We start from the raw sequence: 26,565 nt of genomic DNA on the forward strand, positions 1-26,565 counted from the left end.
CTCCCCTGTTGCCAGCCCTTCCGGCGCGCTCTACTCCCGAGGCAGGGAGAGGAAACGCGGCCATGCTGGAACGGCTCATCGTCGTCGACAGCGTCACCCGGCTGGGGCCGGAGGCGCAAGGGCGGGTCATCGTCGGCGGCTCCCATGGCGGGGTCTATGCGGCCTATCTCGCGGCCAAAGCCCGCGTCGCCGGCGTGCTGCTGAACGACGCCGGGCTCGGGCTCGATCGGGCTGGCATCGCGGGGCTCGACTACCTGCAGCCGCTCGGCATTCCGGCCGCCTGTTGTTCCCACCGCAGCGCGCGCATCGGGGATGGCTTCGACATGCTCGGCCGCGGCATCGTCAGCCATGTGAATGCCGCTGCCGCGGCGGTGGGCGTGGAACCCGGCATGTGGTGCCGCGAGGCAGCGCGTCGCCTGGCCGCCGCGCCGGTGCCGGTGGTGGACGCGCCCGACAGCGTGGAATCGCGCTTCCCGGTCGCCGTGCCGGGCCGCGCCCGGGCCTCGGCCATGGACTCCAACTCGCTGATGACGACCGACGACGACGGCACGGTCGTCGTCACCGGCAGCCATGGCGGACTGCTCGGTGGAAGGCCCGAGACGGCCGCGCGCGCCGCCGTCTTCGCCGCGCTCTACAACGACGCCGATGGCGGCATCGACGGCGCCGGCTTCACGCGGCTGCCGGCGCTCGATGCGCGCGGCATCGCGGCCGCCACCTATTCCGCCTGGACGGCGCGGATCGGCGATGGCCGTTCCGCCGTCGAGACCGGCGTCGTCTCCTGCGTCAACCGCCGCGCCGCCGCGCTGGGCCTGAGGCCCGGCGGCACGGTGCGCGACGCCATCACCCTGCTGGCCGAAGCGATCGAGAAGGACCACCGCGCGTGACCGCTTCCAACACCACCCTGACCATCACCGGCGGCGAGGCGCTCGCGCGCATGCTCGAGGCCCACAAGGTGGGCCCGATGTTCGGCATGGGCGGCTTCCAGCTGCTGCCCTTCTACGAGGCGGTCCGCGCGCTGAGCCTCAAGCACTACCTGATCAACGACGAGCGCTGCGGCACCTTCGCCGCCGATGCCTGGGCGCGGGTGACCAACCGCCCGGGCGTGGTGGATGCGACGCTCGGGCCGGGGGCGACGAACCTCGTCACGGGCCTCGTAGAATCGCTGAACGCGGGGATCCCGCTGGTCGCCATCGTCGGCGACGCCAACCGCGACCACGCCTGGAAGAACATGACGCAGGAGGCGCGGCAGGTGGAGATCCTCCGCCCCGCCTGCAAGGAACTGATCCGCGTCGAGAGCACGAAGCGCATCCCCGAATTCGTCCGCCGCGCCTTCGCGGTCGCGACCTCGGGCCGGCCCGGCCCCGTGGTGCTCGACGTCCCCGAGGATGTCTGCCACGGCGAACATACCTTCGGCGCCGACGAGATCTGGGCCGATCCCGGCACGCTGCAGGCCCAGGCGCGGCGCACGCGTCCCGACGGCCGCGAGCTGGAACGCGCCGCGGCCCTTCTCGCCAGGGCGAAGCGCCCGCTGCTGCTGGTCGGCGGCGGCATCCATGTCAGCGGCGCGCATGACGCGCTGCTCGCCCTCGCGGAAGCGCAGAGGATTCCCGTCGCGCACACCATGTCCGGCAAGGGCGCGATCGCCTGCACGCATCCGCTCTCGGCCGGCGTCTTCGGGCGCTATTCGCGCATCGCCAACGACTTCGTCGCCGAGGCCGACCTGCTGATCGTCGTCGGCTGCAAGCTCGGCGAGATCGCGACCAAGCGCTTCTCCCTCATGCCCGCCGGCGTGCCGGTCGTGCATATCGAGATCGTGCCGGAGGAGATCGGCCGCACGACGCGCGCCGATGTCGCGCTCGCCGCCGATGCGCGCCTGGCGCTCGAGGACCTGCTCGCCGCCCTGCCTGCTGGCCCCCTGCCCGATGGCCGCGCCGACTTCGCCGCCGCCGTCGCCCCGCGCATGGCCGCCTGGCGCGTCGGCGCCGCCGACCGGCTGGAATCGAACGAGACGCCGATCAATGTGGGCCGCCTGATCAACGAGTTGAACATCGCCATGGCGGATGACGACATCCTCGTCGCCGATGGCGGCTTCGCCGGGCATTGGGGCGGGCTGCTGTTCGACACCAAGAAGGCCGGGCGGCACTTCATCGCCGACCGCGGCTTCGCCTCCATCGGCTACGGCGCGCCGGGCGCCATGGGCGCGCAGATGGCCGCAGGGCCGAAGCGCCGCGTCGTCGGCCTCACCGGCGATGGCGGCTTCAACATGACGATCGGCGAGATCGAGACCGCGCGCCGGACCGGCGCGAACTACGTGCTCTGCGTCTTCAACAACGGCGCCTCGGGCTATGTGAAGGCGCTGCAGCACGCGGTCTATGGACCGGGCAAGTACCAGTCCTCGGAACTGGCCGAAACCGACTACGCCGCCGCCGCCCGCGCCTTCGGCTGCCACGGCATCCGCGTGGAAGGCCCCGATGCGCTCGCCGGCGCGATCCGCGAGGGTCTCGCGAACACCGACACCCCCACCGTCCTCGACGTCATCGTCACCCGCGACCCGGCCCGGATGCTGCCCGGCGTCGACAACCGCACCCTGAAGGTCGAGAAGGGCGACCGGCCGGTCTGATCCCGGCCGCGGAAAGACCACATCGCCGCCGCGTTCGGCGCTAGACTGCCAAGCCATGAGGGAACGCCGAGCCATCCTGGCCGCCACGGGCCTGCTGCTCCTCGCCGGGCCGCTCGCGGCCCAGACGAGCGAACCGGGCCTGCCGCGCGTCATCTACGGCGCGACGCCGCCGCAGGTCCTCTACGGCCCGTCCTCGGCGCCGCCGGCGGCTCCCGAGGCCCCCCGCATCCCGCCTCCGGCGCCGCAGCAGGCGCCCCAGGGCAGCCTGACCTACGAATCCGGTCCGGCCTATGTGCCGCCCCCGGCCTATTGGGGCGGGCCGCCCGGCTACTGGCGTCCGCCGCCGCGCCATGTCGGCCCGCCCATCGAGAACCCGCCGCGTTACCTGCCACCCGACACGAGCCGCTTCGAGCGCCCCCTGCCCCAGGGCCGCTATGTCGGCCGCCCGCCCAGCGCGCCCCCGGAAACCCTCCGTTACGGACGGCCACCGGGTTACTAGACCGTCGCCACAGCCTCGCCATGCTTGCACGCGATGGTTGTGACTGAGACTCGACACTCGAAGGAACGACGCATGTCGCCCAGGACCAGGTTCGCGTTGGCCGGCATGGCGGTGCTGCTCGCTGCCGGCTGCACCAACCCCTACGACCCCACCCAGCGTGCCGCGGGCGGCGCGCTGATCGGCGCGGGCACGGGTGCCGCGATCGGCGGCCTGGCCAGCGGCCCGCGTGGCGCGGCGGTCGGCGCCCTCGCGGGCGGCCTGGGCGGTGCGGCGATCGGCGCGGTGACGACACCGCAGCCGCCACCCGCGCAGCAGGGCGGTTGGGGCAGCGCACCTTACTACGCTCCGCCGCCGCAGCCGGGCGCCTCGACCTATTATCCGCCGCAGGGTGGCGGGCAGCCCTATTACCCGCCGCCTTCGGGTGGAGGCTATGTCTCGGCGCCCTATGGCGGCGGCTACCAGCAGCAGCCGCCCCCGCCGCCGCCGGGCTGGCAGCCCCCGCCGGGTTCATACTGGCAGCCTCAGCCTTATGCCGGCGCCTATTACGCGCCGCCGGAGCCGACCTACTACCGCTACTGAGCGGCCAGGATCTCGGCGCGCCGCGGCAGGGACGGGACGGCGCCGAGGCTGCGGCAGGCGAGCGATCCCGCGATGACGCCGCGGCGCAATGCGCCTTCCATCGGCAGGCCCTCCGCCAACGCGGCAGCCATGGCGCCGACGAAGGCATCGCCGGCACCGGTGCTGTCGGCCACCTGGGTCGGCGGCGCCGGCAGATGCAGCGCGCCACCGTCGCGCCCCGCCCAGAACGCCCCGGCCGCCCCCGCCGTCAGCACGACGCCCGAGCCGAACCGCGGCGCCAGCGCGGCCGCCAGTTCGGACGGCGCGCCGCCCTTTCCGGCGAGCCGCTCCGCCTCCGTTTCGTTGACGACCAGGATGTCCGTAGCCGCGAGCAGCGCCGCGGGCAGATCCCCGGCCGGCGCCGCGTTCAACAGGGTGCGCCCGCCGGCGGCACGCGCCGCGAGGAAGGCCGCGATCGTCGCCTCGACCGGCGTTTCCAGCTGCGCGACGACCAGCGCGGCTCCCGCCGCGGCGGGCCGCGCATCCTCCGGCGCGAGCCGCGCATTGGCGCCGGCCAGGATGACGATCTCGTTCTCCCCCGCCGCGTCGAGGAGGATCAGCGCGGTCCCCGTCGGCGCCCCGGCTTCGCGCCGCACCGCCGTCGCATCGATGCCTTCACCTGCCCAGAGCGCCAGCGCCGCATCGCCCGCCGCATCACGGCCGATGCAGGCGGCCAGGGTCACCTCCGCCCCGGATCGCGCTGCCGCGACCGCCTGGTTGCTGCCCTTGCCGCCGTGGAAATGCTCGAGCGCCGTGGCGGCGAGCGTCTCGCCCGGCTTCGGGAAGCGCGGCACGCGCAGCACCGTGTCCTGGTTGTAGGATCCGACGACAAGGATCCGACCCATGCTTTCCCTCCCCAAGGCAGCGCGACGCTGCGGCGAGCCCTCGGCCGGGGTCAAGCCTTGCGGCTGCGCAAGGCAGCACGCGCAGAGGCGCGAGAGGATCTCGACGCATCACGAAGGACCCCGCCATGGCTGATCCCCTGCAGGTCGTCTGCCCCCATTGCGATGCCGTGAACCGCGTGCCCGCAGCACGGCTGGCCGATCGCCCCGTCTGCGGCGCATGCCGCAAGCCGCTGTTCGAAGGCCGGCCGATCGCCCTCGATGAGACGGGCTTCCGGCGACACCTGCGCGCGGACTCCCTGCCCCTGCTCGTGGATTTCTGGGCCTCTTGGTGCGGTCCTTGCCGGGCGATGGCACCGGAATTCGAAGCCGCGGCCGCGACGCTCGAACCCGGGATGCGCCTCGCCAAGGTGTCGACCGAGGAAGCGCCCGCGCTGGCCCAGGAGCTTCAGATCCGCGGCATTCCGCTGATCGCCCTGTTCCGCGACGGGCGCGAGGTCGCGCGCCAGGCCGGCGCGATGCCGGCACGTCAGATCATTGCCTGGGCGCGCCAACACGCCGGCTGACCCGGCCGTGGGTTGCACCGCAGCAAACAGCGCCTAACCTGTAGGGCATCCCGACACGTCGCCCTGAGGCCCCCATGCCCGATACGAACCTGGCTGATCCCACCATGATGAAGTTCGGGATCGGCCAGCCCGTGCCGCGCCAGGAAGACCCGACCCTGCTGCAGGGCCGCGGCCGCTACACCGACGACATCTCGGTCGACGGCCAGGCTTGGTGCGTCATGGTGCGGAGCCCCTATGCGCATGGCGTCATCAACCGCATCGGCACCGAGGCGGCGAAGGCGATGCCCGGCGTGCTCGGCATCTACACAGCCGCCGACCTCACCGAATACGGGCCGATGCGATCCGTGCTGCCGCTCAAGAACAAGGATGGCAGTCCGCTCATCAACGTCGAGCGCGGGCCCCTCGCCGCCGACAAGGTGCGCTGGGTGGGCGATCCGGTCGCCTTCGTGGTTGCCGAGACCAAGGCCCAGGCCAAGGATGCGGCGGAGATGGTCGAGATGGACATCGACCCGCTCGATGCCGTGACCGACGCTGCCGCCGCTGCCGCCCCCGGCGCGCCGCAGCTGTATGACCACATCCCCGGCAACGTCGTGCTCGACTTCCGCTACGGCGATGCCGACAAGGTCGCCGAGGCCTTCGCCAAGGCCGCGCATGTCACGACGCTGAACATCCGCAACAACCGCATCGTCGTCTGCGCCATGGAACCGCGCAGCGCGATCGGCGAATGGGACGCGGCCGAGGGCCGCTACATCCTGCGCGTCGGCAGCCAGGGCGTCTTCGGCCTGCGCAACCAGATGGCCAATGACATCCTGAAAGTGCCAGTCGAGAAGGTCCGCATCCTGACCGGCAATGTCGGCGGGTCCTTCGGCATGAAGGCCTCGGCCTACCCCGAATACACCTGCGTGCTGCACGCGGCGAAGGTGCTGGGCCGGCCGGTGAAGTGGACGGATGAGCGCACGGGCTCCTTCCTCTCGGACTGCCACGGCCGCGACCACGAGACGGAGGCCTCCCTCGCCCTCGATGCCGAGGGACGCTTCCTCGCAGTGAAGCTCGTCTCCTACGGCAACATGGGCGGCTACCTGTCGACCGTCGGCAACCTGATGGGGACGGGCAACTTCTCGAAGAACATCCAGTCCAACTACGCGACGCCGCTGCTGCTGGTGGAGACGAAGAACGTCGTCACCAACACCACGCCGATCTCCGCCTATCGCGGCGCCGGCCGCCCCGAGGGCAACTACTTCATGGAGCGGCTGATCGAGACCGCGGCCCGCGAGACCGGCCGCGACCCGATCGCGCTGCGCAAGCTGAACCACATCAAGCCGGAGCAGTTCCCCTTCAGCGCCGCCTCCGGTTCCGTCTACGATTCCGGCGCCTTTTCCGCACTGCTCGACCACGCGGTCGAAGCCGCCGACTGGAACGGCTTCGAGGCGCGCAAGGCCGAGAGCGCCAAGCGAGGCCTGTTGCGCGGTCGTGGCCTCGGCAACTTCCTCGAATGCACCGCCCCGCCGATGAAGGAACAGGGCGAGCTGGTCTTCGAGGCCAACGGCACCGTCACCATCGTCACCGGCACGCTCGACTACGGCCAGGGTCACTGGACGCCCTTCGCGCAGGTGCTGCACGCGAAGCTCGGCGTGCCCTTCGACAAGATCCGCCTCGTCCAGGGTGATTCCGATCGGCTCATCGCCGGCGGCGGCACCGGCGGGTCGAAGTCGCTGATGGCTTCGGGCGCGGCCATCCTCGAAGCGGCGGACATCGTCATCGACAAGGGCCGCAAGGCCGCGGGCTTCGTCCTCGAAGCCGCCGCCGAGGATATCGAGTTCGCGCAGGGCCGCTTCACCATTGCCGGCACCGACCGCGGTATCGGCATCATGGAACTCGCCGCGAAGATCCGCGAGATCGGACCCCTGCCCCAGGACGTTCCGAACGAGCTCGACAGCCGCACCGTCTACGACCAGGCGCCGATGGCCTACCCCAACGGCTGCCACATCTGCGAAGTCGAGATCGACCCCGACACCGGGCACGTGAAGATCGACCGCTACCTCTCGGTCAACGACTTCGGCGTGATCGTGAACCCGCTGCTGGTCGAAGGCCAGGCGCATGGCGGCATCGTCCAGGGCATCGGCCAGGCGCTGATCGAACGCGTCGCCTATTCCGAGGACGGGCAGCTCCTGACCGGCTCCTACATGGATTACGGCCTGCCGCGCGCGGACGACCTGCCCTCCTTCGGCTTCGAGAGCGCGCCCGATCCCTGCAAGACCAACCCCCTCGGCGCCAAGGGCTGCGGCGAGGCGGGCTGCGCGGGGTCGCTGCCCGCCGTGATGAACGCGATCTCGGACGCGCTGGGCGGACAGCACATCGACATGCCCGCCACGCCCGAGAAGGTCTGGGCGGCAGCGCAGGCCCTTCGCTGAGAGAGGCGGGGGAGAAGGGAACTTCTCCCCCGCGCCCCCTCAACCTTCTTTGGCTTTTTCGGCAGCCTTCACCAGCGTCAGCAGGACGCGATTGGCGGGGGTCGGGATACCGAGTTCCGTGCCCTTGCGGACCACGAATCCGTTGAGGTGATCGATCTCCGTCTGCTTGCCTCGGCGCAGGTCCTGCGCCGTGGAGGAGAACTGATCGGGCATCATCGCCGCCAACCCAAGCACCGCATCCAGGATGTCAGGCGCCAGCGCGACGCCGGATGCTGCCGCGACAGCGCGGCATTCCGCGACGACTTCGCGCATCACCGCCTCGACCCCATCCTGCCGGATCATGCGGCCGTAGGGCATCCGCGTCAGCGCCGAGAGCGCGTTGTAGGCGCAATTGACGACGAGCTTCCCCCACAGCGCGCCGATCGCATCCTCGGACACCCGCGCCGGAATACCGGCCGTGGTGAACAGCGACACGATCTCCGCACTCCGCGCGCTCGGCCCGATCAGCAAATCCCCGCGCCCATGGTGCCGCACATGGCCGGGTCCCGCCATGTCGGTCGCCACATACACGGCCACCGGCACGACCGGGCGCCCCAGCACCGCCCCCAGCCGCGCGGCATTGTCCACGCCGTTCTGGAAACTCAGGATCGTCGCTTCGGGCGCGAGATGTGGGGCCATCTCCGCACCCACCACCTCCGTATCGCCGGACTTCACGCAGAACAGCACCAGTTCGGCTCCGGCCACGCCATTCGTCGATGTCGTGGTACCGACCGGCACCGCGTGTGTCTCGCCACCCACCTCAAGCAGCAGCCCGCGTTCCCGGATGGCGTCGACATGCTGCGCGCGCCCGACCAGCGTCACCACTGCGCCTGCCCGCGCCAGCAGGCCGCCATAGAAGCAGCCGATAGCGCCGGCGCCCATCACGGCGACCTTCATAGCCATACCTCTTTTGGAGATGCGGGGGAGGCTGCCCTCCCCCACGTCCGTCCTCAGGCGGCGAGGAACACCCCACCTTCCTCGCTCAGCGCCGCGAGGTGGTGGTCCATGTCGCCGAACATGTTCTCGATGACCGTCAGCCGCTTCAGGTAGTGGCCGCCGGCATACTCCATCGTCATGGCGATGCCGCCATGCATCTGCACGGTCTGCTGGCCGACGAAGCGGGCGTTGCGGCCCACCTCGATCTTCACGGCCCGCATCTGGCGACGACGTTCGGCGGCGTCCGTCTCGCCCGCCATCATCGCCGCCAGCATCGCCATGGAGCGCGCCTGCTCGAGGCAGACCATCATCTCCGCCGCGCGGTGCTGCAGCGACTGGAAGGACCCGATCGGCCGCCCGAACTGCTTGCGCGTCTTCAGGTAGTCGACCGTCAGGTCCTTCGCGGCCTCCATGCAGCCCACGGCCTCGGCCGCCAGCGCCGCGATCGTCTCGTCCGCGACCTGCTCGGCCAGCGCAAGGCCGCCCTTGAGTTCGGCCTCCGCACCCACCTTCACGTTGTCGAAGGTGATGTCCGCCGCCCGCTGCCCGTCCGAGGTGCCGAAGCCCCGCCGCGTCACGCCCTGCGCCGTCGCCGGCACCAGGAAGACGCCGATGCCGTCACGGTCGCGCCGGCCGCCCGAGATGCGTGCCGTCACGATCAGCTGATCCGCCGTGTCGCCATGCACGACGACGCCCTTGCGGCCGTCGATCACCCACCCCGCGCCGTCCTTCTTCGCCGTGGTGGCCACGTCGTTCAGGTCGAAGCGGGATTGCGGTTCGGTATGCGCAAAGGCCAGCAGCAGCTTGCCCTCCGCGATCTGCGGCACCATCGCCGCGCGCTGCTCAGCAGTCGCGCCATGGCGTAGGAAGCCGCCGCCCATCACGACGGTCGAGACGAAGGGCTCGAGCGTCAGCGACCGCCCCATCTGCTCCATGACGATCATGGTCTCGACGGTGCCGTAGCCGAGGCCGCCATCCTCCTCGGCGAAGGGCATGCCCAGCAGGCCGAGCTCCGCATAGGCCGCCCAGACCTCGCGCGACCAGCCGGTCTCGGACTTGATGTAGCCCTTGCGCTGCTCGAAGCCGTACTTGTCCTTCAGCAGCTTCGCCAGGCTGTCCTGCAGAAGGCGCTGGTCTTCGGAAAGATCGAAATCCATGTGTCTCAGAGCCCCAGGAACGCTTTGGCCATGATGTTCTTCTGGATCTCGGTGGATCCGCCGTAGATGCTCTGCTTGCGCCAGTTGAAGTAGGTCGCCTGCGCGAGCGTCTGCCAATCCGCCGCCACGTCGGGCTCGTTGCGCCCATCGGCTTCCGGATCGTTCGGGGCCGCCAAACCATAGGGCCCGGCCGCCATGACATAGAGCTCGGAGATAGCCTGCTGCAGCTCCGTGCCGCGGATCTTCAGCACCGAAGAAGCCGGGTTCGGCTTGCGCTGGCTGAGCGCGCGGTTCTCGTCCGCGAGCACGCGCAGCGTCGTCATCTCCAGCGCCTTGAGCTGCACCTCGACATCCGTCAGGCGCGAGCGGAAGCGCGGATCTTCCATCACCGGCCGCGCACCACCCGGGGCTTCCTTGGCGATCAGCTTCAGACGGCGGATGCGTTCCTTGGACGCACCCACGCGCGCCTGGCCGGTGCGCTCGTTGGACAGCAGGAACTTCGCGCAATCCCAGCCGCGGTTCTCCGTGCCGACCAGGTTCGCCACCGGCACCTTCACGTCGTCGAAGAAGACCTCGTTCACCTCATGCGCGCCGTCGATGGTGATGATCGGCCGCACCGTGATGCCCGGCGTCTTCATGTCCACCAGGAGGAAGGAGATCCCCTCCTGCTGCTTCGCCGCGCCGGGATCCGTCCGCACCAGCAGGAAGATCCAGTCCGCGTGCTGCGCGAGCGTCGTCCAGGTCTTCTGGCCGTTCACGACGTAGTGGTCGCCCTCGCGCACCGCGCGCGTCTTGAGGCTGGCAAGGTCCGACCCCGCGCCGGGCTCCGAGAAGCCCTGGCAGAACCAAAGGTCCAGGCTCGCGAGCTTCGGCAGGAAGAACTTCTTCTGCTCCTCCGTCCCGAAGGCGATCAGCACCGGCCCGAGCATGTTGCAGTTGAAGCCCAGCGGCGAGGGCGCCGGCGTCGACTGGATTTCCTCGCTCAGGATGAAGCGCTTGATCGCCGACCAGGGCTGGCCGCCCCACTCGACGGGCCAGTGCGGCACCGCCCAGCCCTTCTCGTAAAGCCTCTTCTGCCAGTCCACCTGCATCGCCTTGGTGGGCGTACGGCCGGAGGCCATGCGCTCGCGCGTGTCCGCCGGCAGGTTGGCGTCGATCCAGTCGCGCACTTCCTGGCGGAAGGCGCGTTCCTCTTCGGTGAAGCGGAGTTCCATCCTCGTCTCTCCCGTTCGAAATCTATCAGCGGCCCATGCCGGCGAAGGTCCCGCCTTCGGCCGCCAGCTTCTCGATCAGCGCGGTGGGCTTCAGGTTGGCGTCGTTGGTCGCCTCGGCATACCGCGCCAGCTTGTCGCGCACCGTCTTCAGCCCCTGGGTGTCGGCCCAGAACATCGGCCCGCCGCGGAAGGCCGGCCAGCCGAAGCCGTTGATGAAGATGACGTCGATGTCGATCGGCCGATAGGCGACGCCTTCCTCGAGGATGCGTGCGCCCTCGTTCACCATCGGCAGCAGCAGGCGATCCAGGATCTCCTCGTCGGAAATCTTGCGCCGGCGCACCTGCATCTTCTCCGCGACCTCGAGGATGATCCTCTCGACCTCGGGGTCCGGCAGGCGGTTGCGCTTCTCGTCGTACATGTACCAGCCCTTGCCGGTCTTCTGTCCGAAGCGGCCCAGCGCCACCACGGCATCCGCGACCGGCGCCACCGTCCCGCGCGCCTTGCGCACGGCGGCCCCGATGTCGAGGCCGGCGAGGTCGCCCGTCGCGAGCGGCCCCATCGCCATGCCGTAGCCTTCCATCACCTTGTCGATGTCCTGCGGCAGGCAGCCTTCCAGCAGCAGCTTCTCGACCTGCGGGGTGCGCTTGCCGGTCATCCGGTTGCCGACGAAGCCGTCGCAATTCCCCACCAGCACCGGCAGCTTGCCGATGCGCTTGCCGAACTCCGTCGCGGTCGCGATCGTCGTCCAGGACGACTTCGCCCCGCGCACGTTCTCCAGCAGGCGCATGACATTGGCCGGGGAGAAGAAATGCATCCCCACCACCAGTTCCGGCCGCGAGGTTGCCGAAGCGATCTCGTCGATCGACAGCGTGGAGGTGTTGGACGCCAGCACCACGCCGGGCCGCGCCGCCTTGTCCAGCCGTGCGAAGACCTGCTTCTTGACCTCCATGTTCTCGAAGACCGCCTCGATCACCAGGTCGGCCTTCGCGACGGTGCCTTCGAAATCGGTGCTGCCGGTCAGCAGGGCCTTGCGCTTCTCATACTCCGCCTGCGACAGGCGGCCGCTCGACACCGTGCGCTCCCAGTTGGCGTGGCAGCGCGCGAGGCCCTTCTGCAGCGCCTCCTCGCTCATCTCGACGATCGTGACGGGCACGCCGTTGTTGGCCGCGCTCATCGCGATGCCGCCGCCCATGGTGCCGCCGCCGATCACCACCAGGCGCTCGACCGGCAGCGACTTCGCGTCTTCCGGCATGCCCGGGATGCGCAGCACTTCGCGTTCGCCGAAGAAGATGTGGCGAAGCGCCTTGGACTGCTCACCGGCCACGAGGGTCGAGAACAGGTCGCGCTCCTTCTGCAGTCCCTGCTCGAAGGGCATGGTGAAGGAGGCGCGGACCGCCTCGGCGCAGCCCTTCGGGCTTTCCTGCCCGCGCGTGCGCTTCAGCAACCCTGCGACGACCGCGTCATAGGCCGCCGGGTCCTGCCCGCTGATCTTGTCCGTGCGATTGCGCGCCAGGGTGAAGGTCTTGCCGATATTGGTCTTGGCCCAGGCCACCGCGCCGGCCTCGAGGTCCCCTTCGATGATCGCGTCGATGACGCCGAGCTTGTGCGCCTCGGTCGCCTTGATCGGGTCGCCGCTGACGATGATCTTCGCCGCCGCCTCGGGCCCGATCATGCGCGGCAGGCGCTGCGTGCCACCTGCGCCGGGCACGAAGCCGCGCTTCACCTCCGGCAGTCCAACCTGGGCACCCGCCACCGCCACGCGCGCATGGCAGGCAAGCGCGAGTTCAAGCCCCCCGCCCAGCGCCGAGCCATGGATCGCCGCGACGACGATGCCGGGGAAGCCCTCGATGGCGTCGAACACCTCGGTCAGGGAGGGGGGCTGCCGCGGCTTGCCGAACTCGGTCATCTCGGCCCCGGCGCAGAACATGCGGCCCGCGCCGATCAGCACCACCGCCTTGGCACCCTGCGCCTTCGCCGCGTTCACGCCCGCGAGGAGCCCCGCGCGGATCTCGGTCCGCAGCGTGTTCACCGGCGGATTGTTCAGCCGCAGGACATGCACATCGCCCTGGGGCACGTGCTGGACGAAATCGGACACGGGCGTCACTCCCTCGAAACTGGCTGTGGGCCTGCCCGGCCCTTGTTGAAGTTAAGTGTCCGGCAGAACCGGCCGGACGGCAAGCACGCCGCGGCCTGTTGCCCGCGCGGCCCGCGCATGCTGCGCTGCGCCCGACGCAAGACCATCGGGAGCGAAATGCATGTCCCTCTTTGACCTGACCGGCAAGGTCGCCATCGTCACCGGCGGCAGCCGCGGCATCGGCCGTGCCATCTGCGAACGCATGGCCGAACAGGGGGCGAAGGTCGTCGTCTCCTCCCGCAAGGTCGAGGCCTGCCAGGAAGTCGTGGACGCCATCAAGGCCAAGGGCGGCACCGCCATGGCCATCGCCTGCAACATCGGCCGCAAGAACGAATGCCAGGCGCTGGTGGACCAGACCATCGCGGCCTGGGGCCAGGTCGACGTCATGGTCTGCAACGCCGCGATCAACCCGCATTTCGGCCCGGCCGTGACGATGCCGGACGAGATCTTCGACAAGATCATGGCGTCCAACATCAAGTCGAATCTCTGGCTCGCGCACATGACCGCGCCGGGCATGGCCGAGCGCGGCGGCGGATCGATCATCATCGTCTCCTCGATCGGCGGCTTCCGTGGCTCGCCGGTGCTCGGCGCCTACGCCATCTCCAAGGCCGCGGACATGCAGCTGGTGCGCAACCTGGCCGTCGAGTGGGGCCCGCGGAACGTGCGCGCGAATGCCATCGCGCCGGGCCTGATCCGCACCGACTTCGCCCGCGCACTGTGGGAGGATCCGGGCATCTACAAGAAGCGCACCAAGGACACGCCGCTGAAGCGTATCGGCGAACCGGACGAGATCGCGGGTGCGGCCGTCTTCCTCGCCTCGGCCGCCGGTTCCTTCATGACCGGCCAGACCATCGTGATCGACGGCGGCGTGCTGGCCGGACCGCCCTCGCGCTCGGACGACGAGTGATCAGCGGAAGCCGAGCGGCTTGCCGGACTGGTCGTAGGTCTGCGAGGGGCCGCCGCGCTGGATCGGCGGCTTCACGCTGATGCCCTGACCCTCGCGCGATGGCGCGGGGGGTTGCGCCGGCTGGCGCGGCGGCGTCACGGGCGGGCGCTGCGACTGGGAGGCCTGTGACGGCCGGCTCAGGGGCGGTTCCGGGTCCGCGGTGACGGGCGGCGGTGGGGGCGGCGGCGGCACGGCCGCGACGGGCGGCGGCGCCGGTGGCGTGGCCGGGCGTTGCGGCGTGGCCGGCGTGCTCGCCGGGCGCTGGGGCTGTGCCGGCGGCGCGGGCGCGCTGGCCTGGGGCGGCGCGATGCCACGGCCGGCGGCGAGCACCTCCTCCCGCATCCGATCGCGCGGCGACAGGCCGCTGTCGCGCGAATCCGCCGCATGGCGCGCGGCGATATCGAGGTAAGGCCGGAGTTCCGGCACGCCGCGCGCCTCGGTCTCGCGTCCGACCACGGCGGCCTCGGTCGTCAGCGTCGCGCGGTCTGCGGTGCGGCCCAGGTCCGCGACGATTCGCGCATAGCCGTCGATGGCAAGTTCCCGCTCGACCCGCAGCCCCTCGGCCGCGCGGGCCCAGTTGGTGCGCATCTCGGGGCTGGCCTGCACCACGTCGCCCCCGTCCAACAGCGCCTGGAACCCGTCGAGCCGCCGCTGCGACAGCACGGCCGATCGCCCGAGCACCGCCGCCCCTTCCAACTGCGCCCGGATGCCGGCGCGCTCCTGCTCGGTCCGCGCGCGCTCGGCCGCCATCAGCCCGGCCTCGAGCCGGTCGAGGCCCTGGCGCAGGCGCGGATCGGCACCCTCGCGCAGGGCGGCAATCTGCCGACGGGCGTTCTCCGCCTCGGTGCCGCTGGCGCGGCTCTCTTCCTCGAAGGCGCGGTTCAGCGCCTCGGCGCGACGCAGGCTGGTCGTGACGTGGGACGCGAGCACCACGCGGAAGCCGACCGAAGCGAGGCGTGTCGCCTGCCCGTCCGTCGCATCGAAGGGCGGGATCTCGATCCGCAGGGAGGAGCGCAACGAGGCCTCCGGCGTGCGGAAGTCGCCGCCCTTCACCACCACGCCGCCGGCCTGGCCGTGCAGCCGCCCGACGCGCACGGCGCGGAAGGGCTCGAGCACCATCTCCCCCACATTGCCCAGCATGTCGTGCAGGCCAAGCGGATTGGGTTCCAGCATGCCCACGGGTTGCGCGCGGCCCGAGGCCGAGCGCGGCCCCTGGAACCAGGCATAGCGCCCGGTGCCCTCCGGCATAGGGAAGGTGCGGGCGAGGAAGTCGAGTTCGCTCACCGCCGCACCGCCGCGCGCGGCGTATTCCCATTCCTCCTCGGTCGGCAGGCGGACGAAGGCGGGGGTGCCGTCCGCCTGCGGCAGCCGCGCCCGCGCATTGGCCATCAGCCAGGTCGTGTAGCGCTGCGTGAAGGCGACGGCGTCGAACCAGGACAGCGTGGCCGCCGGCAGGCGGCCCGTGGCCGAGGGCGTCGGGCAGGTCGGCTCCATCACCGCCGCATACTGGTCGCGCGTCACCTCGTACTTGCCGAGCCAGTAGATCGCGCCCTGCTGGCCCTGGCCCTGGAACGGGCCTGCGACGGATTCGCGGCGAGCGAATTCGGCAATGCCGCCGGCAGGGTCGGTGGTGCCGAGCGTCACCGGCCGATCGTCGAGCGCCCCCGGCCCGGCAGGCGTCTGCACCGGGCGGAAGGCCATCGCGCCGCCACAGGGCATGGGCAGCACCAGGTCGCCATCCGCCGCGCGGGGATTGGTGAACTCGTCCGGCCACGGCGCCTGGGCAATCGCCGGGGCAGCGAGCAGTGCCAGCAGGGCAGCGAGCGTGACGCGCATCCCTCAGCCCTCCGCCAGGCCTTCGGCGGGCGGCACCGCGGCGGCGCGCATCCCGGCGAGCATCGCCGCGACCAGCGCGCCCGCCAGAGTCACGCCCGCCGCGGCCACGCCCATCTGCGCCGTCAGCAGGCAGACCGGGCGATCGCCCGTCACCGTGCCGGCGAAGGCGCGATTGAGGACGGTCGCGACGGACGCGGCAATCGCGAAGGCGAGCATCGCGCCCGCCAGCGCGACCGCCGCCGCCTGGAGCAGCGGCATCATCAGCAATCCTCGCCGCCGCAGTCCCAGCAGCGACAGCAGCGCGAGGTCCCGCCGCTTGCGTTCCACCTGCGCCCAAAGCCCGACGCCGAGGCTCACGAGATACCCCGCGCCGCCCGCCCCCGCGATGGCAAGGAACAGCAGCGCGAGGTTGCGGTCGAGGCGCAACAGCCCCGCCACCGCCTCGGCGCGCGAGGCGACCTCGATCCCCGACAGGCGGAGTTCGCGGTCCAAGGCGGGCACGTCATCCAGCCGCGCCGCATGCAGGCGGAAGCCCGCGAAGGGACGCGGCGGCAGGCTGGCGTCGGGCCGTGCATCGGTCGCCGCGCTGCCGTCGAGGAAATCCTCCGTCAGCACCAGCACCGGGAGTGTCGCGAAGGCGGCATCGCGCGTCGCCGCCGTCAGCGGCGCGACACCGCCGACGCGCATCGGCAGGGTCAGCACCTCCCGCACCCCGCCTTGGCTGCGCGCCACAGAGGCAAGCACAGGGTCGCCCACATTCAGCCCCAGCCGCTGCAGCGCCGTCGCCGAGACCACGAGTTCGTCCATGTCGATCACGCTCAGCCCCGGCAGCAGGGGATCACCCTGCCCGGTCGGCAGCAATTCCACGCGCAGTCCGCCGCCCGGACGGGACGGGTTTTCCAGCACGATCGTGGCCGAGAGCGCACGCGTCCGCGGCACCATGAAGGCAACGCGCGGATCGGCGGCGATCCGCGCCAGCACCTCGGGTTCCAGGGTGCGGTTGACGACCGAGACGATCTCCCGCGCGCGCGGGTCCTCGAGCAGTTCCGCCCGCAGCCCCGCCACCACGCCCTGGCGCAGCCCGAACAGCACGATCAGCGGGGCGAGCACCGCCGCGCAGCCCAGCGCCGAGCACAGGAACAGCACCCGTTCGTGCCGCAGGTCGGCGAGCGCGAGACGCAGGATCATCACGCCGCCTCGGCGATTTCGGGCAGGCGTTCGAACACCGACCGCGCGATGCCATCCGCCCCCGGCGCATGCGTCCGGCAGGCCAGCACCGGATAGCCGAGACGCTCGGCCCGCGCCGGGTCATGCGTCGCCACCAGCAGCGCCGCCCCCGCCGCCGCGCATTCGCGCTTCAGCAGCGCGAGCACCGCATCGGCAAGTTCCGGATGCACCGAGGCCGTGGGTTCGTCAGCGAGCACCAGCGCCGGCCGGTGCGCGAGCGCACGGGCGATCGCTGCCCGCTGCCGCTGCCCGACCGAGAGCTCGGCCGGACGCTTGCGCAGCTGCGCCGCGATGCCGAGTTCTTCCGCCAGCAGCCGGACGCGATCCGCATCGGTCCGCCCGGCGATGCGTTGCGTCAGTCCGATATTCGCCTCGACGGTCAGGAAGGGCAGCAGCCCGCCGGTCTGCGGGACCACCCCGATGCGGCGCGCGCGGAGATCCGCCAGCGCGTCGCCGCGACCCATCTTCCAATGCCGCGCGATGTCCTGCCCGGCGAAGTCGAAGCGCTCCGCAGCATCGGGCGGCGCGGCGAGCGCCAGCATCATCAGCAGCGTCGACTTGCCGCTGCCCGAGGGGCCGGCGAGCGCCAGAACCTCGCCTTCCGCCAGGTCGAAGGCCGGGACCTCGAGCGCGAAGGGCGCCGCATCCCCGCGATAGGCCCGCAGTACGCCGCGCAGGGAGAGCAACGAGGTCACTGGACCGTATCCGGCGGCTCGTGGCGCTGCCGCGAGCCGGGAGCGCGAAGCGCGACCGCGCCCCGCCCGCCTGCTGGGTCCCGCGCGCCAGCGCCCGGCGCGCAAGCCAAGCCGCCGGACGGCGGCGCCTGTGGCGCGCAAAGCCGCGTCACGGCAGGGATTCGAGCGGTACGGGGAAGAAGGCCTCCCCGCCCGGCCGCCCGTCCAGCGTCACCCACAGGTCCGGCCGCGCTGCGAATTCCTGATACAGGCGCAGCTTGGTCTCGATGCCGTTGATGAGCTCGCGCTGCGCGGCCGCGCCCATGGAGAGCCATTCCTGCTCGGTCAGTTCCATGACCTGGCTCTGATAGGGCAGCCCGTCGAGATACTCGCCCAGCGCCTGCCCGACGCGCGCAAGGTTGCCGAGCCGCGCCGGATCGCGCGCCGTCGCCGCGAAAGCCGCCCGCAACTGGCCGAAGAAGGACCGCGGATCGGTCCGCCCCGCGAGCCCCGCATCGAGGATGCGCGTCAGCGCCTGCGACAGGTCGGACAACTGGTTGCGCGTCAGCAGCACCCGCACGTCGAGCGCGGCGAGCGTCGGATCGCGCAGGTCGCGGTCGGTGGTGAAGGATCGCACCACGTCGGGCGCCGTCGTCCCCCCTTCCCGCCCGAGATAGGCAAGCCGCATCGCCGTGCCGACGATCTCGACCTGCTGCGCGATGCGTTCGGCTTCGGGCGTGCGCGCGGGTTCGACACCGCCGATCGGGCGGCCGACCGTATCCGCCACTTGCCGGAACAGCGCATTGGTCAGCCCGTTCACCACACGCTCGAAGGCCTGCGGGCTGCCGCCTTCCACCGGGAAATAGAGCGAGCCCGCCGCGCCGTAGCGCGTCAGCTCCGTGTACTGCGCGCGGGCATGGGCGTGATTGGACCGCCCTTCCGGCGTCTGCAGGTGGATTGCGAAGAGTGCGACGCCGCGCGCATCGGCCAGCGCCTTGATCTCGGCGATACCGAGCCGCGTCTGCGACTTCGGGTCCGTCGCATCGAGCGCACCGGCATCGGTGATGAGGATGACGTAGCGCCCGCCGAAGGCCGACCAGTCCACCTGGTCGATGGCGACCCGCAGCCCGGCGATCGCGTCCTCGTCGAAGCGTTCGGTGGAGGCCGTCGCCGCGCGCACCGTTTCCAGCGCTGGCAGGATCGCCTGCGGCGGCTGCGACAGGTCGGGCGAAGCCACCAGCCGCGTCACGTATTCCAGCTGCGGCCGCTGCGAGATGTCGGCGCGATAGGCGACCATGCCGAAGCGGAAATTGTCGCGCACCGCGGTGTCGCCGATGCGCGCCATGATGCGGCGGATCGCGTCGCGCGTGCGGTCGATATAGGGCTGCATCGACACCGTGGTGTCGATCACGAAGACGATGCCGCCGCGGAAGTCCCGCAGGCGGGACGGATCGGCCTGCTGCGGCGCCTGGCGCAGTTCCGCCGGCGCCGAGATCACCTCCAGCATCCGCATCTGCGTGCCGTCGCGGCGCTGCACCGTCTCGGCCTCGAGGATCGGCAGCAAATAGAAGTTGCGCTGGATGTCGACGAAGGTCTCGGGCTCCAGCGCCACGACCGGACTGCCGGGCTGCCCCGCCGCGGCGCGCAACGCGACCGCCTGCTGCGTCATGTCGGGCGCGGCCAGCAGCCCGCGCAGCGTATTCGCGTCGCGCAGGAACATGGTGCGCTCGCGGCCGGCCGGATTGGTGAAGGCGCCGACCATGGTGTGGCGCCAGTCGATGGCGCGGTCCTCGCGAACCCAGCCTTCGATGCGGCCATCGGCCTCGCGGCCGATCTCGATCCAGCCGTCGCGGCGGCCATAGACATGCATGACCGAGAAGCCGGCGACGGGCCGGCCCTGCGGCGCGCTCGGCTGGGCATGCAGCGTCGCGCCGGGACGGAGGATCACGCGCTGGTACAGCGTCGTCTTGCCCGGGATCAGCAGCGGCAGCCGGCGCGCCGGCTGCGCCTGGGCCAGGATCGGCATCAGCGCGGCGGAACCGAGCAGGAGCAGGCGGCGCGGCGTCATTGCCAGAAATCCCTGATCGTCAGCGGCGCGTTGAGGTCCCCTTCCCGCGCCCGGTCGTCGAGCCAGCGGCGCAGCCGCGCGCGGGGTTCGGCCGCAGCCGCATCGCCGCCGGCCACGGCATCGCGGTACAGCCGCGCCGCCTGGCGCGGATCGGGGTCGCGGAAGGGCCGGCCCGGCTGGAAGCCGACCGGGTCGTAGAGGCTGGCAAGCCGCGCCAGCGAAGCCGCGTTGCCCGCCCGCGCCGCCGCTTCCCAAAGCAGCAGCGCGTCGTCGAACTGCCCGGCCTGGTAGCGTCGCGCCGCCTGCTCGGCGATCGCGGTGGGCGATGCGGCGCGGGCGATCACTTCGGGCACCGCCAGGCCATCGAGGCTTTCCGGCCCCCGGGGCTCGACCTGCGGGCGCACCGGCGGCAATAGCGGCGGCGGCTCGCGGTTCAGCGGTTCGGGCGCGACCTCGATCGGATCGACAGGCGCGGGTGGCGCGGGCGCCGGCTGTTCGCGCAGCACAAACCACCAATAGGCGCCGCCCCCCGCCGCGGCGAGGAGAAGCAGCAGGAGCAGCGCCCAGGGCAGAACGGACGACTTCGACGCCGCCGCGGGCTGCGGCACCGAAAGAGGCGGCGGCGGAGGCGGCGGTGCCAAGGGCCGTGGCGCGACCGCGATGGTGGCGTCCGCATCCTCGATCACCGGCGCCGGGCGTGGGGGTGGCGGCGTTGCGGGACGCGGCGGCGCTGGCTCGGCGATGGTATGCCCGCTGCCGCCATGCAGCGGCGGCACGTCCGGCCAGAACAGCGGCGCGGTGATCCCCGCCCCCGGCAAGCGGAACTGCACCGGCCCCGCCTCCAGCCAATCGACCACGCGCGGCCCGAGGTAGAGCCGCACGCCCTGCGGCGAAGCCTCCACCCGGTCGGGGTTCAGCAACGCATCGCCCACCTGCCACCCATCGGGGCCGAGCGTGCCCTTGGACCAGCCCTCGCGCAGGATGCGGAAGCGCGCATCCGCCGGCGGCTCCATCACCCCCTGGAGAAGGAGGATGGCGTGCCCCCCCTCCGGATGGGCGGGATCCGCGGCGGCGAGGACGTTGGTCATGCCGCCTGGCCGAGCGCGCCCAGGATCTTCCCGAGGCGCGCATTCTGCGCCACGTCGACCTCCTGCCCGCCCGGCGCGGTGACGTTCTCCTCCGCGAGGCGCGAGAAGGCGCTGATCCAGTCGACGTGGAACTGCTTGTCGTAAGGCTCGGGCTGCGCGCCGAGATGCGGCATCCCGTTCACCGGCGGCCGCGGCGCGAAGATCGGGCGGTCGGTGCGCCCGGCACGCGGCCGCTGGTCCGCAGGCATGTCCGCATAGCCCAGCGTGTGCACGTAGCGGTTCACCAGCCCCTCTGCGACCATCACGGGCTTGGAGGCGCTTTCGCTGAGCTTCTGGCGATAGGAGGCCGCTTCCCGCAGGCGCTGGGCGATGCGCGCGGACAGCCCCGTGCGCCGCGCGCCGGCGCCGAGCTGCGCCACCAGCGCCGCAGCGGCATCGCGCGGCAGCTTCAGCTGCTCCGACGTCTCGGGCTCGGCCGCCGCGCGGTGCATCTTCTCCATCCATTCCGCGACGGCCATGTCGGCGTAGCGTTCGAAGGCGTCGCGCGCGCGGTGCTTGCCCTGCGCGGCTGGTGCCACCAGGTCGCCGAGCTCGGCGAGGTAGTCCTCCTCCCCGGCGCGCGCGCCGACCGGCGCTTCCTCGGCCGGTTCGGTCTGCATGCGCCACCAGGCGGAGGTCAGTTCCTCCGGCGTCACCTGCAGGCTGCGGATCAGCCTGCCGAAGGCCTGGGCGGTCGCGCAGGCCACGAGGGCGCGGCTGACCACCCGCGCCTCCTCCCGCCGCTTGGCGAGTTCCGCCTGCAGGTCCCCCGAATGCCAATAGGGTGCGAGGCGCCCGGCCATGTCCGTCCGCAGCGCCTCGAGCCGCGCGGCGATCTGGGTGCGCTTGATGGCGGGATCGCAGACCGGGCGCAGGCTTTCGGCAAGGAAGGAGATGCCGCCGTCGTTCAGCGTCATCGCCGCATCCCAGGCGCGCTCGGCATCGGCGAAGTGGCGGCGGCAATCGTCGTTGGAGACGAACTCCTCGCGCAGCCGGGCGATGCGCGCGGCCTCCGAGGCTCGCGGCGCGGCCTCCCGGCCATGCTCGTCGTAGTCGAGGATGTGCTTGGCCGCGACGTTGGGATTGCGCAGCCAGTAGGTGTTGTCGAAGGGCCGCCCGGCCGCCCAGTTGCGCGGCCAGTCGTATTCCTTGCCGAAGAAGTCGAGCAGCGAGGCGTTGAGCCGAATGGTCCAGCGGCTGCCGGTGCCCTCGGTCGCGCCCTTCTTCTCCTCGAACTCCGTGTCGAACTTGGTCAGCACCAGGAACAGCGCATTGCGGTGCCGCGCGCGTTCCTCGGGCGTCACGCCGAGCGTACCGTCCACCCAATCCTTGATCATCCGCGGCAGGGTGCGGACTTCCTGGTTGGACGGGCCGATGCAGAGGAGCATGGAGGTGATCTCCTGCTCCGCGCAGTAGCGCTGGTAGAGGTAGGCGACCTTGCCGCGCAGGAAGAGCCCCGGAAGCTTTCCCCGATCCGCGAGGAAGCGCCCGGGCTGCGTCAGCTTCTCGCGCGACCGCGCGCCGGGGAAGTCGAGCAGGTCGGTGACCTCGAAGAAATCCCAGGGCTTGTCGCGCAGCGCGATGGTCAGTTCCGCGACCAGCGCCGCGAGCGCCGCCCGTGGCAGCATCGCCTGGCGGCCGGACCGCGTCCGCACGGCCAGCTTCCCATCGGCCGGATCGCCCAGCATGCCGAGCGTGCGGACATCGATGATCGAGGTCTCGCGCGGCGAGAGGGCTTCCAGCGGTGCGAAGGCCTCGTCGGGGAAGTCGAGGGCGGCAAGCGCCGTCAGCAATTCCCGCGCGGCCGAGGTGAAGGCCTCATGCCCGTTCCACAGGATCGAGAAGAAGGCCGCCCGCTCCGCAACCGGCAGCCGCGGCGCGATGGAGGCCGCCTGTGCCCAGAACGCCGACCCGAGGCCAGGCACCAGCGGATGCCCGCGAAACAGGCCCTCGAAATACTCGCGCAGGTCGTCGACGTCGTCCTCGGTCAGCCTGTCGATCGCCTCCCCGCCCGCCCGTCCGGCGAAGCGCGCGCAGTGCGACTGCACGAGTTCCGGGGAGGGAATGTCGACCTCGGCCGGGTCGAAATCCTCGAGGAAGGTGTTGCCCAGGATCTTGATGACGTCGGTCTGCGACAGCAGCCGCAGCGCGACGGGGTTGCCGGGCAGGGTCGACGGTGGTCGCAGCGTGAAGCGGGTGACGAGGCCCGTCGCCTCCTGCCCGCCCTCGGGGTTGATGTCGCGCACGAAGTCCAGCGCGCGGCCCTCGAACATCGCCGTCACCGGCTCCTGGCCCCGGCGCGCCAGGGCCGAGATCAGGTAGGACTTGCCGGACTGCGACGGCCCGAACACCGCGACGCACATCGGCCGTTCGGCCGCGGCTTCCAGTTTGCGGGCGCGGCGGGCGAACTTGCGGAAGTCGCGCGCGATGGCCTGCGCTTCCTCCCGCACCTGGGCGCGGTTGTCGGCAAGCCAGGCGACCGCCTCGGAGGCAGCCTCGGCGGTGCCGCGGGCTGAAGCGGCGAGCGCCGCGTCGTTGCTGGCGTCGAGCCTCATGCCAGACCCACCACGCCGGTGTCGCGCCAGTAGCCTGCCTCGGACTTCATCGTCTGCAGCCTGATCTCCACATCGGTGCGGCGCAGCGCGGTGCCTTCCGAATCCTCGATCTCCTCGACGCGGAAATCCTCGCGCTTCTCCTCCTGGCCCGGGGCGTCCGGGTCCATGTCGGCACGGCGGATCTTCACGCGAAGCGGCAGGGCCATACGAGGAACGCTTTCAGGGTTGGCGAATTCCAGGGCGTAGAGCGGCGTCGCCGGCCAGCGCTCGATCGGCAGTTGCCGGAAGCCGAGGAAGGTCGGCGCGGCGAAGGTCATGGTGAACTCCACGCCATCCCCGGGATTCGGCCGCTTCTCGAGGTCCACTTCCGACAGCAGCACGCCCTGTTCGCGGATCTGGCCCGAGATCTCCATCCGCCCGATGAAGCGCGCGGTGGATTTCATTGCCAGTTGCGAGGTCCGCATCAGGAAGGATTCCAGCCGCCCTTCCGCGAGCGCGCAGAGCATCGCGCCGACCGCGGCACTGGTCTTGGGATCCTCGATCCGCGCATTGGCGTCACGGAAGGGATACCAACCGCCGACGGCGTAGCGATGCATGCCGATCATGCGGTGCGGCGGCACCGGGGACTTCGCCAGCACGATGTCCGTCACCGCCCGCAACCGCGACGGCCGGCCCGAGAGCAGCAGCACGTCGCAATCGTAATGCCACACGACCTCGCAGAGATCGGCCAGCACGGGGCCGAGCGTCGCCTGGATCACCGCCTCGACCCGGCGCACATCGGCCGAGACCTCGACATCCGCAATCGAGAAGCCATGCGCCCCGGCCTGGCGCGCCGCGGTCTCGAAGAAGGCGACCGCGCGCGGATTGGCCGGCTGCGGTTCCGCGTCCAGCACCGCGCGGATGGTCGAGCGGAAGACCTCGCCCATCTGCCGTCCCTCGATGCGCTCATAGGCGTGCAGCACGCCGAGGCCGACGGGTTCCAGCACCTGGCCGACGAATTGGCGGCGCAGGTGGCGTTCCACCTCCGACTGCCCGCCGCGATCCCCGCCCAGCGTCTGGCGCAGGAAGGCGTTCGGATCGCTCATCCCCGCCGCGCGCAGCGCGTCGGCGACCTGGGGCAGCACGAGATGCGTGATGAGCCCTTCCAGCACCTCGTCGCCCGCGATCTTGAAGCCTTCGCGGAATTCCTGGCGCGGGACGATGGTGTCGCGGTTCTCGACCGACCAGGTCACGACCATCAGGTCGGTGGTGCCGCCGCCGATGTCGATCGACGCGACGCGCAGGCACGGGTTCGGCCCGCGCTCCGGACGGACGCGCCCGGCCAGTTCGAACATCCCCTGCGCATCGCCCTGCAGGCGCTGGGTGATCTCGGTGTAGAGCCAGACCACCTGCGTCGCGGTCGCCTCGTCGAGGTTCAGCAGCACGCGCGGTTCGGGCGGGGCGGTCGGCCCGGCCTCGGTCCAGCCGAGCAGGTCCCAGGCGAGTTTGATCGCGCCCTCGGCCCGTTCGCGCAGGATCTTCTGCTCGGCGAGCGGCATGGCCGGCGGCAGGGTCAGGATCACGCGGCGCAACCGCCGCGGCACGTCGGCGAAGCGCCGCGCGGCGCGCGTGGCCGGCGCGTTGATCTGGCTGACCGCCTGCATCAGCAATTCGGTCAGCAGGAAGGTGAACATGGATGACCGCGAGAAGCGCGCCCGCACCGCCGGCTGCCCGCGCCCGCGCAGCATGCGCAGTGCTTCGCCCGTCTCCGTCACATGCGCCATGAACGGCCCGGAGACCGGCGGTTCCGTCGTCACGCCGTCGGACGCACGCCCGTTGAACCGCCAGCCCTGCACATTCGGGCGACGATCCCAAAGATACCGTTTGGGTGAGGAAATCCCCGTCGCGCCCTCATTGCCCTGCGTCGCTGCGGCGAGGCGCATCGCCTCGGGCCCAACGCGCACCGGCGACGGCCAGCGGAAGGCATTCGCGCGCCCCGACCGGCGGGAAATCGCATCGCGCCCGAAGGAGCCGACCGCGAATTCCACCCGGCTCTCGAAGGGCCGCGCATAGGTCTGCTCGGGCCGCGACAGATCGCGCAGCGCCAGCACCTGGGAATTGTTCAGCGACGGCGCGTCCTGGCTTTCCTCCACCAGCACGCCACAGGTCCGCGAATTGCCGATGTCGAGAACGAGGTCGACATTGATCGGCGCATAACCCCGATTGTCCGAGACGACATCGACCAGCCGCACCCGCGGCAGGATGCCGATCCCCTCGAGCAACCCCAGGAAGCCGAGGTAGCGGGCCCAGTGCTCGCAGGCATGGGGGAAGTCCTCGGGCCGCAGCGGCCGCCCGCCGCGCTGGGCCTGCCGCAACTCGCGGAAGCCTTCCTCGAGCCACTGCCCGACCCAGGCCTCGTTCAGAAACCAGGCGTTCTCGGCATGGCTGAAGACCGGGGCGAATTCCTGCTGCCGCGCGCTGTCCTCCGGCGCCGGGGCGACATAGGGGCGTTCCGGCGTGCGCGGCATCAGCGCGGTGTCGATCGCCAGCACCAGCCGGTGCGACCGGCCATCCGGGTCGCGGACCGGCTTCTCGGCGATGTAGGCGCGGGCCCAGTTGGACGGACCGCGGTCATAGACCTCCTTCCCGTCCGCGCCGCGCGCATGGACGCGGAAATAGGGCAGCGGCACCCATTTGTTCAGAAAGGGCTCCAGCGCCTGGGCGCGGGAGATGGCGTAGGTCTCCTCCGGCGGCGGCACCTGGCGCGTCACGGGGTCGGCGAGGTTGCCGTCCTCGTCCTGTTCCAGCACGCGCAGGATCGCCGGCGACTTGCCCTCGTGGTCCACCTGCTCGCGCAGCTGTTCCTCCCAGAAGGTGCGGGACCCGCGCGGCAACCGGTCGATGTCGAAGTCGATGTCGAGGAACTGGATGCCCGAGGAAGGCACCAGGCTGATCAGGCCGGCGGTGGTCGTGCTGCTCATGGACATGGCTATCCTTGCCGCGGAGTGTGCCGCAGCGCAGCGCAGCGCGCCAATCCGGCGTTGCGCGCCTCTGCGCGCACCAATTTGTCGTTGCGCGCCCCTGCGCGCACCAATCCAACGTTCTCGCTCCGGTGCC

At 71.2% G+C, this 26,565-nt stretch carries 19 protein-coding genes; 7 read left to right on the forward strand and 12 right to left on the reverse strand.

Going from position 1 to position 26,565, the window contains the following annotated elements:
• The first annotated feature begins 62 nt into the window (after nt 1–62).
• From GWK15_RS02530 to GWK15_RS25635, 4 genes are all read left to right on the forward strand, one after another.
• Nucleotides 63–884, forward strand: a complete 822-nt coding sequence (locus GWK15_RS02530; RefSeq protein WP_168038735.1) for a hypothetical protein — start codon at nt 63–65, stop codon at nt 882–884.
• Nucleotides 881–2,620 (forward strand): thiamine pyrophosphate-binding protein, encoded by a 1,740-nt coding sequence (locus GWK15_RS02535; RefSeq protein ID WP_338147178.1) that lies wholly within the window; start codon nt 881–883, stop codon nt 2,618–2,620. Before GWK15_RS02530 ends, GWK15_RS02535 begins: the two co-directional genes overlap by 4 nt.
• 55 nt (nt 2,621–2,675) lie before the next feature.
• Nucleotides 2,676–3,119 carry a hypothetical protein gene (locus GWK15_RS02540; protein WP_168038737.1) on the forward strand — a complete coding sequence of 148 codons (444 nt, stop codon included), beginning with the start codon at nt 2,676–2,678 and terminating at the stop codon, nt 3,117–3,119.
• Nucleotides 3,120–3,191: 72 nt separating this feature from the next.
• Complete coding sequence (locus GWK15_RS25635) at nt 3,192–3,698, forward strand: YMGG-like glycine zipper-containing protein (RefSeq protein WP_209441972.1); 507 nt, start codon at nt 3,192–3,194, stop codon at nt 3,696–3,698.
• Here GWK15_RS25635 and GWK15_RS02550 read toward each other — a convergent pair.
• Nucleotides 3,692–4,582: a ribokinase gene (locus GWK15_RS02550; protein WP_209441973.1), complete on the reverse strand. Its 891-nt coding sequence runs from the start codon at nt 4,580–4,582 to the stop codon at nt 3,692–3,694. The two genes, GWK15_RS25635 and GWK15_RS02550, sit on opposite strands and share 7 nt — an antisense overlap.
• Before the next feature lie 125 nt (nt 4,583–4,707).
• On the opposite strand from GWK15_RS02550, the gene trxC reads away from it, so the two are divergent.
• Both trxC and GWK15_RS02560 read left to right on the forward strand, forming a co-directional pair.
• A complete protein-coding gene (trxC, locus tag GWK15_RS02555; protein ID WP_168038739.1) occupies nt 4,708–5,145 on the forward strand; it encodes a thioredoxin TrxC in 438 nt (145 codons plus the stop codon).
• Nucleotides 5,146–5,219: 74 nt separating this feature from the next.
• Complete coding sequence (locus tag GWK15_RS02560; RefSeq protein ID WP_168038741.1) at nt 5,220–7,556, forward strand: xanthine dehydrogenase family protein molybdopterin-binding subunit; 2,337 nt, start codon at nt 5,220–5,222, stop codon at nt 7,554–7,556.
• Between the two features lie 39 nt (nt 7,557–7,595).
• On the opposite strand, the gene GWK15_RS02565 is transcribed toward GWK15_RS02560, so the two are convergent.
• The 4 genes from GWK15_RS02565 to GWK15_RS02580 are packed head-to-tail and all read right to left on the reverse strand — an operon-like array spanning nt 7,596 to nt 12,997.
• The gene (locus GWK15_RS02565; RefSeq protein WP_168038743.1) at nt 7,596–8,492 is read right to left on the reverse strand and encodes a ketopantoate reductase family protein; all 897 of its coding nucleotides are present in this window, start codon (nt 8,490–8,492) and stop codon (nt 7,596–7,598) included.
• Nucleotides 8,493–8,545: 53 nt separating this feature from the next.
• Nucleotides 8,546–9,688: an acyl-CoA dehydrogenase family protein gene (locus GWK15_RS02570; RefSeq protein WP_168038745.1), complete on the reverse strand. Its 1,143-nt coding sequence runs from the start codon at nt 9,686–9,688 to the stop codon at nt 8,546–8,548.
• Nucleotides 9,689–9,693: 5 nt separating this feature from the next.
• Nucleotides 9,694–10,902, reverse strand: coding sequence for an acyl-CoA dehydrogenase family protein (locus GWK15_RS02575; RefSeq protein ID WP_168038747.1), 1,209 nt, complete (start codon nt 10,900–10,902; stop codon nt 9,694–9,696).
• Nucleotides 10,903–10,927: 25 nt separating this feature from the next.
• Nucleotides 10,928–12,997: a 3-hydroxyacyl-CoA dehydrogenase NAD-binding domain-containing protein gene (locus GWK15_RS02580; protein WP_168038749.1), complete on the reverse strand. Its 2,070-nt coding sequence runs from the start codon at nt 12,995–12,997 to the stop codon at nt 10,928–10,930.
• 160 nt (nt 12,998–13,157) lie between these two features.
• On the opposite strand from GWK15_RS02580, the gene GWK15_RS02585 reads away from it, so the two are divergent.
• On the forward strand, nt 13,158–13,943 hold the full coding sequence (locus tag GWK15_RS02585; protein WP_168038751.1) for an SDR family NAD(P)-dependent oxidoreductase: 786 nt from the start codon (nt 13,158–13,160) through the stop codon (nt 13,941–13,943).
• Here the strand turns inward: GWK15_RS02585 and GWK15_RS02590 are convergent, their stop codons facing one another.
• The 7 genes from GWK15_RS02590 to GWK15_RS02620 all read right to left on the reverse strand — a co-directional run bounded on the left by GWK15_RS02590 (nt 13,944) and on the right by GWK15_RS02620 (nt 26,429).
• Nucleotides 13,944–15,818 (reverse strand): formylglycine-generating enzyme family protein, encoded by a 1,875-nt coding sequence (locus GWK15_RS02590; RefSeq protein WP_168038753.1) that lies wholly within the window; start codon nt 15,816–15,818, stop codon nt 13,944–13,946.
• Between the two features lie 3 nt (nt 15,819–15,821).
• Nucleotides 15,822–17,006 (reverse strand): lipoprotein ABC transporter permease, encoded by a 1,185-nt coding sequence (locus GWK15_RS02595; protein WP_168038755.1) that lies wholly within the window; start codon nt 17,004–17,006, stop codon nt 15,822–15,824.
• A complete protein-coding gene (locus GWK15_RS02600) occupies nt 17,006–17,740 on the reverse strand; it encodes an ABC transporter ATP-binding protein (protein WP_338147179.1) in 735 nt (244 codons plus the stop codon). Before GWK15_RS02600 ends, GWK15_RS02595 begins: the two co-directional genes overlap by 1 nt.
• A 148-nt stretch (nt 17,741–17,888) precedes the next feature.
• On the reverse strand, nt 17,889–19,787 hold the full coding sequence (locus GWK15_RS02605) for a vWA domain-containing protein (protein WP_168038757.1): 1,899 nt from the start codon (nt 19,785–19,787) through the stop codon (nt 17,889–17,891).
• A complete protein-coding gene (locus GWK15_RS02610) occupies nt 19,784–20,875 on the reverse strand; it encodes a hypothetical protein (protein ID WP_168038759.1) in 1,092 nt (363 codons plus the stop codon). The genes GWK15_RS02605 and GWK15_RS02610 overlap by 4 nt, the downstream gene beginning before the upstream one ends.
• Nucleotides 20,872–23,469 carry a virulence factor SrfC family protein gene (locus GWK15_RS02615; protein WP_168038761.1) on the reverse strand — a complete coding sequence of 866 codons (2,598 nt, stop codon included), beginning with the start codon at nt 23,467–23,469 and terminating at the stop codon, nt 20,872–20,874. The genes GWK15_RS02610 and GWK15_RS02615 overlap by 4 nt, the downstream gene beginning before the upstream one ends.
• On the reverse strand, nt 23,466–26,429 hold the full coding sequence (locus GWK15_RS02620; protein WP_168038763.1) for a virulence factor SrfB: 2,964 nt from the start codon (nt 26,427–26,429) through the stop codon (nt 23,466–23,468). Before GWK15_RS02620 ends, GWK15_RS02615 begins: the two co-directional genes overlap by 4 nt.
• Between the last annotated feature and the right edge of the window lie 136 nt (nt 26,430–26,565).

Source organism: Neoroseomonas oryzicola, from assembly GCF_012163135.1.
Classification (GTDB): Bacteria; Pseudomonadota; Alphaproteobacteria; order Acetobacterales; family Acetobacteraceae; genus Neoroseomonas; species Neoroseomonas oryzicola.